At 40.2% G+C, this 12845-nt stretch carries 14 protein-coding genes; 5 read left to right on the top strand and 9 right to left on the bottom strand.

Going from position 1 to position 12845, the window contains the following annotated elements:
* Positions 1-32: 32 nt before the first annotated feature.
* On the bottom strand, positions 33-1031 hold the full coding sequence (gene ilvC / locus CRI9333_RS16040) for a ketol-acid reductoisomerase (protein ID WP_015204218.1): 999 nt from the start codon (positions 1029-1031) through the stop codon (positions 33-35).
* A 310-nt stretch (positions 1032-1341) separates the two neighbouring features.
* Between ilvC and CRI9333_RS16035 the strand changes: the two genes are divergently transcribed.
* Both CRI9333_RS16035 and CRI9333_RS16030 read left to right on the top strand, forming a co-directional pair.
* Positions 1342-3729 carry a dynamin family protein gene (locus CRI9333_RS16035; protein ID WP_015204217.1) on the top strand — a complete coding sequence of 796 codons (2388 nt, stop codon included), beginning with the start codon at positions 1342-1344 and terminating at the stop codon, positions 3727-3729.
* Between the two features lie 121 nt (positions 3730-3850).
* Positions 3851-4873, top strand: a complete 1023-nt coding sequence (locus tag CRI9333_RS16030) for a threo-3-hydroxy-L-aspartate ammonia-lyase (RefSeq protein WP_015204216.1) — start codon at positions 3851-3853, stop codon at positions 4871-4873.
* Between the two features lie 30 nt (positions 4874-4903).
* Here the strand turns inward: CRI9333_RS16030 and CRI9333_RS16025 are convergent, their stop codons facing one another.
* Entirely contained in the window at positions 4904-5152 is a 249-nt protein-coding gene (locus CRI9333_RS16025; protein WP_015204215.1) for a hypothetical protein, read from the bottom strand.
* A 120-nt stretch (positions 5153-5272) separates the two neighbouring features.
* Here CRI9333_RS16025 and CRI9333_RS16020 point away from each other — a divergent pair, with 120 nt between their 5' ends.
* The 3 genes from CRI9333_RS16020 to CRI9333_RS16010 all read left to right on the top strand — a co-directional run bounded on the left by CRI9333_RS16020 (position 5273) and on the right by CRI9333_RS16010 (position 6916).
* Positions 5273-5692: an acyl-CoA thioesterase gene (locus CRI9333_RS16020; RefSeq protein WP_015204214.1), complete on the top strand. Its 420-nt coding sequence runs from the start codon at positions 5273-5275 to the stop codon at positions 5690-5692.
* 158 nt (positions 5693-5850) lie between these two features.
* On the top strand, positions 5851-6174 hold the full coding sequence (locus tag CRI9333_RS16015) for a hypothetical protein (protein ID WP_015204213.1): 324 nt from the start codon (positions 5851-5853) through the stop codon (positions 6172-6174).
* Between the two features lie 142 nt (positions 6175-6316).
* Positions 6317-6916, top strand: coding sequence for a hypothetical protein (locus CRI9333_RS16010; protein WP_015204212.1), 600 nt, complete (start codon positions 6317-6319; stop codon positions 6914-6916).
* 63 nt (positions 6917-6979) lie between these two features.
* On the opposite strand, the gene CRI9333_RS16005 is transcribed toward CRI9333_RS16010, so the two are convergent.
* From CRI9333_RS16005 to CRI9333_RS15975, 7 genes are all read right to left on the bottom strand, one after another.
* On the bottom strand, positions 6980-7546 hold the full coding sequence (locus CRI9333_RS16005) for a DUF3611 family protein (RefSeq protein ID WP_015204211.1): 567 nt from the start codon (positions 7544-7546) through the stop codon (positions 6980-6982).
* A gap of 62 nt (positions 7547-7608) precedes the next feature.
* Positions 7609-8514: a UV DNA damage repair endonuclease UvsE gene (gene uvsE / locus CRI9333_RS16000; RefSeq protein WP_015204210.1), complete on the bottom strand. Its 906-nt coding sequence runs from the start codon at positions 8512-8514 to the stop codon at positions 7609-7611.
* A gap of 208 nt (positions 8515-8722) precedes the next feature.
* Positions 8723-9112, bottom strand: a complete 390-nt coding sequence (locus CRI9333_RS15995; protein ID WP_015204209.1) for a type II toxin-antitoxin system VapC family toxin — start codon at positions 9110-9112, stop codon at positions 8723-8725.
* Positions 9109-9345: a type II toxin-antitoxin system Phd/YefM family antitoxin gene (locus tag CRI9333_RS15990; RefSeq protein ID WP_015204208.1), complete on the bottom strand. Its 237-nt coding sequence runs from the start codon at positions 9343-9345 to the stop codon at positions 9109-9111. The genes CRI9333_RS15995 and CRI9333_RS15990 overlap by 4 nt, the downstream gene beginning before the upstream one ends.
* Positions 9346-9510: 165 nt before the next feature.
* The gene (gene ftsH3, locus CRI9333_RS15985; protein ID WP_015204207.1) at positions 9511-11352 is read right to left on the bottom strand and encodes an ATP-dependent zinc metalloprotease FtsH3; all 1842 of its coding nucleotides are present in this window, start codon (positions 11350-11352) and stop codon (positions 9511-9513) included.
* A gap of 204 nt (positions 11353-11556) precedes the next feature.
* Positions 11557-12027: a DUF29 domain-containing protein gene (locus CRI9333_RS15980; protein ID WP_015204206.1), complete on the bottom strand. Its 471-nt coding sequence runs from the start codon at positions 12025-12027 to the stop codon at positions 11557-11559.
* A complete protein-coding gene (locus tag CRI9333_RS15975) occupies positions 12020-12811 on the bottom strand; it encodes an aminotransferase class IV (RefSeq protein WP_015204205.1) in 792 nt (263 codons plus the stop codon). The genes CRI9333_RS15980 and CRI9333_RS15975 overlap by 8 nt, the downstream gene beginning before the upstream one ends.
* Positions 12812-12845 lie beyond the last annotated feature (34 nt).

Here is a 12845-nt window from a genome sequence, read left to right as displayed (position 1 = left end):
AGTTAACTGTTCACTGTCAACTGTTAAGTGATTTAATTTGTTTTCTTCAACCAGCTAAACATTGCCCGTAAATCCTTGCCTACTTCCTCAATTGGGTGTTCGGCTTCCTGACGGCGCATAGCAGTAAACCCAGCTTTACCAGATTGGTTTTCTAACACAAATTCCCGCGCAAATTGACCGCTTTGAATTTCTTGGAGAATTTTCCGCATTTCGGCGCGAGTTTGGTCATTCACAAGCCGAGGGCCGCGAGTATAATCACCATACTCGGCAGTATTGGAGATGCTATCACGCATCTTAGCCAAACCACCTTCTACAACTAAGTCAACAATTAATTTAACTTCGTGCAGACATTCAAAATAAGCTAATTCTGGTTGATAGCCAGCATTGACCAAAGTTTCAAAACCCGCTTTAATCAGCGCACTCAAGCCACCGCATAATACTGCTTGCTCACCGAATAAGTCGGTTTCTGTTTCTTCGCGGAAAGTAGTTTCTAAAACACCAGCGCGAGTGCCACCAATACCTTTAGCGTAAGCCATTGCGCGATCGCGTGCTTGACCAGAAGCATCTTGATAAACTGCAAACAACGCGGGTACACCCTCGCCTTGTTCATAAGTGCGTCGCACTAAATGTCCAGGTCCCTTGGGCGCAACCATCACCACATCGACGTTTTCTGGTGGGACAACTTGACCAAAGTGAATATTGAAGCCGTGAGCAAAAGCTAAAACTTTTCCTTCCGTCAAATTTGGCTCAATTTCTTCTTTATAAACTGTTTTTTGCACTTCATCTGGCAGCAAGATCATAATGAAATCGGCTGCTTTAGAGGCATCAGCGACATTGTGGACTTCCAGACCAGCTTGCTTTGCTTTCTCAGCAGACTTACTGCCCGGATACAGCCCGACAATGACATTTATGCCACTATCTTTGAGATTGAGCGCGTGAGCGTGACCTTGAGAACCGTAACCGATAATCGCTACCGTTTTTCCGGCTAACAAGTCTAAATTCGCGTCCGCGTCGTAATACATCCGGGCCATGTGTTAACTCCTTGAGTGTGAGAGCGTCTTAATTTACTAAGCTATCAGCTTGTCGCGTATCCGAATTGCCTCGCTTTTTGTAGGCAACAATTCTTGTGTCTGACGGCTGAGTGCTAAGTGCTTTTCGCTCTTTGATTGCAAACTCTTTATTTTATCAATAAAAGGCATCTAAAATACTACTGAGGGCTGATAGAAAATTGGCGTTTTTTCTTCTAAGCTAAAAGATTTGCTAGTTAACTCTGGCGAGGGTTTAATTACTGCACTAATTTCATTCTGAATTCTGTATAGTTATTTTAATAATTGCACTGTTATGGAAACTGAAGCGCGGAAGCCCAATATTCAAGACTTGCAAACCAAAGTTGTTGAGTTGCTGCGCCAAGTCAGTTACCTGATGCAACGCGCCAGTGCGGTTTTGACTTCTGATAGTGGTAGCGATCGCTTTGCTAAATTTGAGCAGGAAATTAATAATGCAACTGCCAATGTAGAAGACTTTGAATTAAGAATGGCGATCGTTGCACCGATGAAGGCTGGTAAGTCTACTATCATCAACGCCATTATCGGGCAGGATTTGTTGCCAAGTCGCAATTCTGCCATGACTACCATCCCCACTGAGATTATTTTTGACGCAAAAAGAAAAGAACCTCTACTGAATCTTAGTCCCAAAGTTCGAGAAGTTTTTGAATCAGGATTTTTTAGCTTACAGCGTAAAATTCAAGAGTTGGGGATGGATGTAGTCCAAGCAAAACTTGGTCATTATCCCCATTTAGTCAAACTCGCAGAAAGAATTGCCATTAAAACCAGTGGTGCAATTGACGGCGAAGTTTTAGGTCGTCAACGGATTATTGGTAACTTAAGCGCATTAAACGATATTGTGCGCTTGTGCAGCATTCTCGATCCAATGGTTGACCCGCTAGAGTTGCTGACAGATGTACCAAAGATTTATACTCCGTTTTGGCGATCGCAAACTATTTCTCAACTAGAAGATAAAACAGCAGAAAATGCTAAACTACTCGGCAAACTGGTAATAATTGATACCCCTGGACCTAACGAAGCTGGTGAAAATCTCAGATTAGTTAATGTAGTTGCAGACCAACTTGAGAAATGTTCCTTAGTATTAATTGTCTTAGACTTTACTCAGTTAAGAACAGAAGCCGCAGAAAAAGTTAAAAGAGATGTTCAAAGAGTAATTGAATTTCGCGGCAAAGATAATCTTTACGTCTTAATTAACAAAGTTGATCAACGACGTAAAGGCGACATGACACCGGAACAAGTACAACAATTTGTTGCTGCTGAATTAGGACTAGCTACTGATGGTAATACTAATCGTGTATTTGAAATCGCAGCGAGACGGGCTTTTTGTGCAGCTAACTTTATCCAAGAACTTGAACAGAACTTAAAGGATTTACGCAAATCACAAACAGCACTACCTCTAGCGCAAGAAGTTTTTGGGATTGATTGGGAAGAAGAACTTGAAGAAGCAACTTTAGAAAAATTAGAAAAAAAAGCTCAAAAACTTTGGCAAAAATCCGGCTTTGAACCATTTTTAGAAAATGCCATTAGCGCCCTGATTGCAGAAGCAGCACCACGTTGTATTTTATCTGCACTTAATGTTGCTCGTAGTCGGATTATAGAATTACAAGAAGATGTGCAACTTCGCAGTCATGCTATTAATCAAGATGAAGAACAACTTAAGTTAGAAGTTGAAGCTTTAGAAGCAGATTTACAGACATTGGAATCATGCCGAAATCGTTTGCAAGCAGTATATCAAATTAAAGACAAACTTGATGGAGAGCTAAATAGCATTCTTGAATCTATCAAGAAAGTAGCTAAAGTTTCGATTGAAACTTATTTTAATGAAGAAGAATATCAACGTACTGGAGTAATGAAAAAAACTGGCATGGAAGCTAGTAATTTTCTTGATTGGATTCACAAATATGTCAAGTCTCCAGTAGAAGTAAAAGGTGTAATTGAATTTAAAACATTAAGAGAAGCTGAAGAGTTTGCTGATATAGCCATATCTTATCCCAAAGGTAGAGCCGATAGTTTATTAGAAAGTGTAAGAGAGCAAATTAGTCAGCAGATAGAACAAGCTAGGACTGAGCTTACTGTTGTATTAGAGCGAGAAACACAGGCAATTATTGAACGGGCGCGCGATCGCTTAAATGAAACATTTAATGTTAATTTATCATTGCCTACACCCAGATTGGAATCTACGGAAATTAATTTTGATAAACCCCGTGTCAAGCGTCATACACGAATATTAAATCGGGGTTTTGAAGAACACACAGTAACCAAGAGAACTTGGTGGTACTGGTTGGGATTAATTCCCCGTAAAGAAACAATTCAAATTAAAACACCAGAACACCGTGAAGCCTATTATAGTGTTTCTTTACAAGAAATTGTTACAGAAGTCAATCAATTGATTGAGCAAAGCATTAAAAAAATTAAGCAAGAAATCAATCAGTATCTTGATGAAGATTTTCATCAGCGAGTAGATCTTTTCTTTAATGATCTTGATACCTACTTAACTAACTATCGTGATAGTTTGAAGCAAGTACAGTTAAATCAAAAGTTATCTCTTGAACTCAAGGAGAAGCTAGTACAAGAATTGAGCAATCTGGTTCCAGAGACTTTTGAACTTGTTAAAAACATAGATGGATACCTGGAAAAAACGGCTAGATTAAAAGCAAATCAGTAATGATTTAAGTAATATTTGATTTGTTAAAATTATTTAAGTAACTAGCCAAACCATAAACGCCTTAGCCAATTTAAAAACTAAGGTTTGATTAAACAGTCACTTTACAATATTTGATTTTGCGATGAATGCTGATCAGACACCATCTGAAATATCTACTGCTGTTGATGCTTCAAAATTACCCGTTTGTTATGCCGATGTCGAAGCAGCAGCATTACGTCTAGAAAATAAAGCACACCGAACACCAGTTATTACTTCTAGTAATATTAATGAATGCACGAAAAGTAGGGTATTTTTTAAAAGTGAAAATTTTCAGCGCACAGGTTCATTTAAATTTCGGGGTGCTTATAATGCTTTAGCGCAGCTATCAACAGCAGAAAAGCAACGAGGTGTGCTGACTTTTTCATCAGGGAATCACGCACAGGCGATCGCACTTGCAGGTAAACTTCTAGATATTCCTACTACAATTGTCATGCCCGATGATGCCCCAATAGTAAAACAAAATGCAACTCGCGGTTATGGGGCAGAGGTAATATTATATAATCGGTTGGAAACTAATCGGGAAGAATTGGCTGAAAAATTGGCAGGCGATCGCAATTTAACCATAATTCCACCTTACGATCATCCGCATATTATAGCTGGACAAGGTACAGCAGCCAAAGAATTAATTGAAGAAGTCGGTAATTTAGATTTACTGCTAGTTTGCTGTGGTGGCGGTGGGTTATTATCTGGTAGTGCGATCGCAGCTAAGGCGTTATCACCAAATTGTCGCGTTGTTGGAGTAGAACCACAACAAGCCGATGATGCAACGCGCTCGTTTTATTCTAAAACATTACAAACTATTCATAATCCAAATACTATTGCCGATGGTGCTAGAACACCATACTTAGGAAAAATTACGTTTCCATTAGTACTACATTATGTTGATGACATGGTAACTGTATCTGAAGAAGCGATTCTTCGTACAATGTTTTACGTATGGGAACGTTTAAAAATTGTCGTGGAACCCACAGGCGCTTTAGCTGCTGCTGCTTTATTAGAAGGTGTGATTAGTGTGCCTGATGATGCCAAAATTGGGGTAATTATTAGTGGTGGTAATGTAGATTTTGCACAAATGGGTAAACTATTTTCCTTAACTTCTCAATAATTATGCTCAAGCTTACAAATTAACAGAAGATTATTCTGCTTGCTGTTTTGTCATAATTTCGTTTAATAAATCTTCGTCAGAGTAGGTATTTTCCCAATCACCTTCTAATTTCAGTCGTACTGATTTTGCACCCCCGCTAGGTGTACAGACTACCCAGTAACTATCATCTTCCCCTTTGACACTCGCAGCATCTTTGTTTTCAGTACCCTCTGTCAGACCTGTATATGCCTGAACGCAACTCCAGGTTACTCCATCTGTATTAGCTATCTCGCGCTGCATTGCAAATATCAAAGTTAATTAAATTACACAATTATTATGCTTTGAGGTTTAGGAAAAGTTCATCCGCCCATGAGGGGAGAGGGGTAGTAATATTCATAATGTTGGTAGGGGTGCGATCGCATGGAAAAATTTATTACACAGATTAAAGTACGTCACTACGAGTTAGACACTTTAGGACACCTCAACAACGCTGTTTACCAAAATTATTTGGAACAAGCTGCGATCGAACACATGGAATATTTGGAGTTTAATTTAGATCGCTATCAACAGTTAGGCGGAGTGTTTGTACTGCGACGTATCAAGATAGATTATCTGCGCCCTGCATTTGCTGGCGATACCCTAGAAATTACCACTTGGATACAAGATATGCGCGGATCGCGTTCCACCCGACACTATGAGATCCGCAAACAAGCAGATCAACAACTATTGGTGACAGCAGAAGCTTTATGGGTATGGGTAGACATCAAAGCAATGCGCCCGAAAGCTATGCCTAAAGAATTGCTGAATGTTGAGGCACTACTACAAAATATCGGCAATTAGGCTTGCAACTGCGGTCTTAACAAACTTTTAATTCTTTGAAGAAATTTAATGTATCTTTGGGCAGAAGGTTTGGTTATAGTTATAACCGTAAAATCTCTTACAGAAAAAACATACTTTTTGTGAGTTTTCTAACCAGTTTAAATTAGGAGGATATTTACGTGAAAAACATTATTTCTAGTATTGGGCAAGTATTTCGCAAAAGCTTTTTAGTTCTAAGCTTAGTAGGTTTGCTTTTGTCTAATGTGTTCATGTTTTCTCAGCACCCTGCTTATGCAGCTAGCAAGGCGAATCAAATCCAAACAACTGAGCCTGCTTATGTTACTGAAGCAGAAAGTTATGAAGAAGCAGTAGAAGAAGCTCAAAATCCTAGCAAGATGGATAAGGTTTATAAAGAAAATGTCAAAGAATACAAAGAAGTACAGCCAGATAAAGGCATAATTGAAGAAGCAAAAGAATTAGTAGAGCAAGTTACTGGTAAATAATTTTAATTGTTAGCAATACCACTTGCTAGATAAATATACCGCAGGGAAAAGATTACTGGTTTAAGGAAGAAACACTTTAAGCTAATATGACTAACTGCGGTTTTTTATTTATACACAACTTATTAAAATATAAAAATTATTAATGACAAGTACACACCAATGGTTGCACAATACTAACTGGCGCGGTTATCGAGTAGCTGCTTGGGTTGGGCAGTTTTTGTTGACAATAGCTGTGATTATAGAAGCAACTCAAGGTAATTGGAGAGGTGCGATCGCATTAGCTGGATTTCTCATCGCTTCTGTTATTTTTGTACTTAAAGACGATCGCTTACCAACACTATTTGATTTTCTGTTTGTAGTTGCAGCATTACTAAATGCTGCGGGATGGGTATGGGATTTATTTAATACAGTTAAGCCTTACGATGAAATTACCCATATATATACACCCTTTGCAATTTCCCTAGCATTAAGCTTTTTAGTTTATAGCCCAATGCTGACTATTTTTCGTAGCCACCGGATTCTTTATGTCCTCACAATTAGCAGTTTTGGTATTGCTATTGGAGCTATTTGGGAAGTAATGGAGTGGACAGCAGATATATTTGTATCTATGCAAGTTATTGAAAGCCTTGATGATACAATCAATGACTTAATTATGGATAGTATTGGGGCGATCGCAGCAGCAATTATAAGTGTATGGGCATTACCACAAGAGTTACCGCCAGAATCAACTAATCAAAATTAAATAATTCATAAGTCAGAATTCAGTAGTCAACTTCCCCAACTACTAATTATTAGTATTTTTTCCCTAACGATGTATTCTTTCTAACAAGAAAATTGCCGAAACAGTACCGACAAAGTGAGCAGCGATACCATTAACATTTGCTACTGCCACAAATACATCCAAAGCTCGAACAATCCTGTTAGGATCAGTAATTGCCACCCCTGGAGGTTGGGAGACAGATTTTGCTACTAACACTCCCAAAGTTGCTCCCGCGCCTAGTAAAAATAATAATATTCCTACTAAACCCACAATCACTCCTAGCCGCAAAAGTTGAACTGTATCTGCTTTCTTAGGACGCAAATCAGTTTTAGGATTGTGTAAACCTTTGGCTATGCGAGTATAACGAAAAGCTAAAAAAGCACTAAAACACAGTGATAAAAGCCCACAGACTGCCCAAAAAATCCCAACTCCTATTCCTGAAGTAGTTTCGGTGCTAAAGTTACGACCAGAGATGGCAAATAATAAAGTAAAACTGCAAACTACAACGAGTGCTAACTGTAGCCAAAAGTCAATCCAGCCTGTAATACGAAAAGTTGTGGCAATTCCTTCTATAGTTGGGGAAAGCGAGTGAGATTCTGATTTAGTTTCCATATTCACGCCACTGATAATAATTGCTATCTACATTGGTTAAATTATTTATAGATATAACAAACTTAACTAACAACTAATAACGGTGATAGCCATTCTGTTCGTAGCTTTTCAATTGCCTGTTCTTTTAACTTAGCTTCTACTTCAATCCAAGGTGCATTACGATATGAAGTAGGCATGACACTAATCAAATCACTGTGATGCGGATCGCCAAATGCTTCGCGCCCGTTAGAAATGTGAACAATTTGCCATTCAGGTAAATGCCAAGTGCTACGCGCTGCTGCTAAAATTTCGGGAACGCTAGGATCTTCGTAAGTATCTAATTTTTCGTGGATAACGTGATGATGAGCATCAAACACCATTGGTATATTAGCAGCACGACATACTTCTAAAATTTCTGAAGCGCTGTAAGCGTATTCATCATTTTCTAATGCTAGTCGAGAGCGAATTCCTTCTGGTAAATCACGAATAACATTAATTAAACGTTCCGCGCGATCGCCTTTTCCTCCATGTACTTCCATCATTGCCCAAGGCGATCGCGGTAAACCGAGTTTATCAAAAATCATCGCCTGCATTTGCAGTATCTTAATACTGTTTTCAATAACAGAAGGAGTATCGGAACTCAGAACTACAAATTGATCTGGATGTATTACTATACGGATGCCTAAAGATTGAGAGCGATCGCCTGTTGCTTTTAATTCACAATCAAATTCATTTAATACACTCTCCCCCTCTGGAGTATCTGCAAAAGGAAATAAAGAAGAAGTTACTCTATAAAGCTTAATATTATTAGCAACACAAAAATCCAGCGCCTTATTTATACGCTGCAAATTATCCTGATACAACTGGCGTAAAACTTGCTGTTGTTCCTCAGAACTTAATTGCAACAAACGTTTGCGCGTCACAGTCCGGTAACGCACTTGATTCGACGAGGTGATACATACTAATCCTAGTTGAGGCAGATTGCTCATCAGGCTGATGACTACTTAGTTATTACTTTAGTTTTAAAAATAGCGAAGATTGTTTATGAAAACATCCGTCTGGAGAGTATCTCATTAACCAGTAGCGTACATTGTTGCACTCGACGCAACGCTGTGTTAAATACTTTAGTGTCAAGGTGCTATTGAAACTTTCTACTTTTATCTAAAATCTCTAGTTACTAGCAAAAATAAACAACTTTTAACTTAAGGTTGTTAACCATTCTAGGTCTAGCAGTCTTCTATCTACCGTCGCTAAAGTTAGATTAAAATGTACTGCTGTCGCCGCCAGAAAGCGATCGGCTGGATCTTCATGTTTCATCTCTAGTTGCCGACTCAAAAAGGCGATTTCATTGTTCAGGCTGGCTTCCCTAACATCTAGCAGTTCCAGTCCTCTTTTCACCCATCGGTACGGATCTGGCTGGAATTCGATCTTTCCTTTCTGCCCCAATACGAGGGTTTCCCAAACACTGATAGGACTCAACCATAGTTCATTCGACTCCTCAGCTATGGCAGTAGCGATCGCACTGTTGAGCTTCTCATCCCCCAAAAGAAACCAAATCCAAATGTGGGTATCTAATAAAAGTTTCATTGCAACGCCTCCCACTCGCTAGGATCACAAGCAGGTTCAACAATATTTGCTTTAATTTTGGCTGTTCCTTGGGCGATACCAAAAGGAACTCTTGTTCGTTGCTTTGGAGCCGGATAAACTACTGCCAGTGGTTCACCCTTCTTGGTAATCATTAAAGGTTCTCCCGTTTGGTTAACTTGTTCCAACAAACGAAGGCAAAGAGCTTTAAATTCCGAAATTTGTACTTTTTCCATAGTAATATATTAACCATAGTCATTGTCTATAGTCAATTAAAATCTCATACAGATGTTCTTAAACAGACTAAGCCTGCGTAGGCAGGCTTAGTTAGTATAGCTCCAGGCTTTAGCCTGTGAGGTTATGTGTGTTTTAGGCTACCGCTATGCGCTAAGGCGCTAACGCTACGCGATCGCAGCCATCTTGACATCATTATTTGCCAGCAATTCTTGCAATTCTTCCGAGTCTACAGTTTCTTTTTCAATTAGCATCACCGCTAATTTATCTAAAACGTGCTTGTTATTAACCAGCACTTCTTTAGCACGCTTATATGCTTGCTCTACTAAGTTGTGAACTTCATCATCAATGGTGGCAGCAGTTTCGTCAGAGAAATCACGTTCGGCATTAATATCGCGTCCTAAGAACATATTGCCTTGCTGACGACCAAGTGCAACAGGACCTAAGCGATCGCTCATCCCAAACCGCATTACCATCTGACGTGCTACTCGCGCTACTTGCTGCAAGTCATTGGAAGCACCAGTGGTTACTTCTTCATCACCAAAGATAATTTCTTCGGCAATTCGACCACCTAAAGCTACAGCCATTTGATTTTGCAGGTAAGAACGGCTATAAAGACCAGAATCTAAGCGGTCTTCACTTGGGGTAAACCAAGTTAAACCACCAGCATTACCACGTGGAATAATGCTGATCTTTTGTACTGGGTCATAATCTGGCATTAACGCACCAACTAAGGCGTGACCAGCTTCGTGATAAGCAACTAAAGTCTTGCGCTTCTCGCTCATCACACGGTCTTTCTTCTCTGGTCCTGCTAATACACGGTCGATCGCATCATTCACTTCATCCATAGAGATTTCGGTGAGGCTACGACGTGCAGCTAAAATTGCGGCTTCGTTCAGCAAGTTAGAAAGGTCAGCACCAGTAAAACCAGGTGTACGACGGGCAACTTTGTCTAAATCTACGTCCTTAGCTAGAGTCTTACCCCGTGCATGAACTTTCAAGATTTCTGAGCGACCAGCATAATCAGGTCTGTCTACAACTACCTGACGGTCGAAACGACCTGGACGCAATAATGCGGAATCCAATACGTCTGGGCGGTTGGTAGCAGCAATAATAATGATGCCAGTGTTGCCTTCAAAGCCGTCCATCTCAGTTAACAACTGGTTGAGGGTTTGTTCGCGTTCATCGTTACCACCACCTAAACCAGCGCCCCGTTGACGACCAACGGCATCAATTTCATCAATAAATACGATACAAGGTGCTTGAGACTTAGCTTGTTCAAACAAGTCACGGACACGAGAAGCACCGACACCGACGAACATTTCTACAAACTCAGAACCAGAGATGGAGAAGAAAGGAACACCTGCTTCCCCTGCAACTGCACGAGCTAACAGTGTTTTACCTGTCCCTGGAGGGCCAACTAACAACACACCTTTAGGAATTTTTGCACCAATGGCGGTGAAGCGGTCTGCGTTCTTCAAGAAGTCTACAACTTCGTTGAGTTCTAGCTTGGCTTGGTCAATTCCTGCAACATCACCAAAGGTTACTTGGGTTTGTGGCTCCATTTGTACTCTGGCTTTAGATTTGCCAAAGTTCATCGCTTGAGAACCTGGGCCACCTTGAGCGCGACGCAGTAAGAAGAACAACCCGACTAATAGTAGAACTGGGAAAAACAGGCTACTCAAGGCGCGGAACCAGAAGCTATCATCGCTTTGAGGTAAAACTGCAATATCTACACCTTTACTGGTGAGGATATTTACCAAGTCTGGATCGTTGGGCAGATTAACAATAACTTTATTGCCATCTTGGGCTGTGACTAGGGCTTTGGTGCGATCAGAACTTAAACCAACTCGCTCGACTTTGCCGCTTTCAACTTCCTGAATAAACTCGCTATACTTCCATACCTTTTGGCTTTGGGTAGGTTTTTCTAAAAATGTGGTTGCTAAGGCGATCACTACTATTGCTAACAGTGCGTATAGCCCTGCGTTTCTCCACCGCTTATTATTCACTCTGATTTCTCCCTATGGTCAGGTATGTAAAGACGCTATTCTATGAGTCCTAATATTAATTTATGTTAACCTTTCTCAGAATTAGTTGACAGGGTTAACTGGAAAAAGGCTGCATATCTTCTTTGATAGTAACTAAATTGGGAGCAGGGGAGGCAGAGGGGCAGAGGGGCAGAGGGGTAAGTGTAAGTGCGATCGCACTTACACTTACTCTGGTATCCAGTCAGGGTTAAGGGTGTCTTCTTGGGTAAAGGGCGATTCGGTGGGGAATATATCAAGTCCAGATGCGATCGCAGCATTTTTTACCGCGTCTTGGTAAGATTCAGCAAATATTTCTTGTAAAAAAGGTTTCAGGCTAGGGCTGTCCTTGAGGATCACCTTAATTTGCCGTCGCTGTTCTGTAATTGTTAACAGCCAACCTCTAGTATTAGCTTCTTTTTCAGATTTCCAATAAGCAAGTTTCAGCAGATGTTCTAATAAAACAATCAAGCGATTTCTTAACTCGCGTTTATCGGATCTCCCCAAACTCTCTAACTCCTCAAGCACATTTTCCCAGTCAACAGCATCAAATTTACCCTGTCGAATGTGGTTAGCTGTTGAAAGTATCCACAAATAAAAATCTTGCTCATAAAGCTTTTCTTGGGAAATAACAGATAGTTGCTCTAATTCGCTAGTCATTGATAATTGTTAATTGTTCTAAGCTTTTGTGTAATGGATCAAAGGCTAAGGTGCAGTTTTGGCTAACTACTGTATGGATTGGTACTACTTCAACTACGCTATTGCTATAAGCGATCGCTTCAAGTTCCTGCACCCAATCTTTATCCCAAATTACTTCCCCTACAGGTTGATAGTAACGTTGTTGCCAATCAATTATTTGCGATCGCATTACTCCTGGTAATATTCCCGCGTCAATTGGAGGTGTCCACCAACGTCCATCTCGCCAACCCCATAAATTACCTGTACTGGTTTCTAACCAATTTCCGGCTGCATCAACTAAAATTGCTTCTTGCATTCCAGATAACTTTGCTTGGTTTAACGCCATCCAAGCAGGTAAGTAATTACCTGTTTTATGAGTTGGTAGCGATCGCTCAAATTGTGGCGCATCTGCCAACCAAGCTATAATTCCATTTTGCTGACGTTGCTTTAAATCAGCAGGTAACAAACGCCCTGTAATCCACTCTCGCCCATCTGGGAAGATGGTAATTCTTAATACGGGAAAGGATAGTATTAATTTCTCAGCACCATTACGCAAGCGTTCCCAATCTGGTTGTTGCCAGCCAAAATTTTGTATGCTGGAGTGTAGGCGATCGCAGTGGGCTTGCCAATTTGTGAGCCGACTATCTAAAGATTGGTGATAAACTCGCAAAGTGGTGAATACTGTTGCACCGTAAAGCAACCCTGGATCATCAATTTCCAGTTCTAAAATGTTGCCTTGAATTAACTTGCCTTTATACCAAAACAAATTACTTATTAATTATAATATTTTTATCAAATCA

This window comes from Crinalium epipsammum PCC 9333, from assembly GCF_000317495.1.
GTDB classification, from domain to species: Bacteria; Cyanobacteriota; Cyanobacteriia; order Cyanobacteriales; family PCC-9333; genus Crinalium; species Crinalium epipsammum.
The sequence above is the reverse complement of the archived record's forward strand: the minus strand, read 5'-3'. Positions and strand labels throughout refer to the sequence as shown.

Coding starts and splice junctions, on each gene's coding strand:
- CRI9333_RS15990 (WP_015204208.1), bottom strand. CDS start 9,345: ATGGAAAAAGTACAAATTTCGGAATTTAAAGCTCTTTGCCTTCGTTTG.
- uvsE (WP_015204210.1), bottom strand. CDS start 8,514: ATGAGCAATCTGCCTCAACTAGGATTAGTATGTATCACCTCGTCGAAT.
- CRI9333_RS16025 (WP_015204215.1), bottom strand. CDS start 5,152: ATGCAGCGCGAGATAGCTAATACAGATGGAGTAACCTGGAGTTGCGTT.
- CRI9333_RS16030 (WP_015204216.1), top strand. CDS start 3,851: ATGAATGCTGATCAGACACCATCTGAAATATCTACTGCTGTTGATGCT.
- CRI9333_RS15980 (WP_015204206.1), bottom strand. CDS start 12,027: ATGACTAGCGAATTAGAGCAACTATCTGTTATTTCCCAAGAAAAGCTT.
- CRI9333_RS16020 (WP_015204214.1), top strand. CDS start 5,273: ATGGAAAAATTTATTACACAGATTAAAGTACGTCACTACGAGTTAGAC.
- CRI9333_RS16010 (WP_015204212.1), top strand. CDS start 6,317: ATGACAAGTACACACCAATGGTTGCACAATACTAACTGGCGCGGTTAT.
- CRI9333_RS15995 (WP_015204209.1), bottom strand. CDS start 9,112: ATGAAACTTTTATTAGATACCCACATTTGGATTTGGTTTCTTTTGGGG.
- CRI9333_RS16035 (WP_015204217.1), top strand. CDS start 1,342: ATGGAAACTGAAGCGCGGAAGCCCAATATTCAAGACTTGCAAACCAAA.
- CRI9333_RS16005 (WP_015204211.1), bottom strand. CDS start 7,546: ATGGAAACTAAATCAGAATCTCACTCGCTTTCCCCAACTATAGAAGGA.
- ilvC (WP_015204218.1), bottom strand. CDS start 1,031: ATGGCCCGGATGTATTACGACGCGGACGCGAATTTAGACTTGTTAGCC.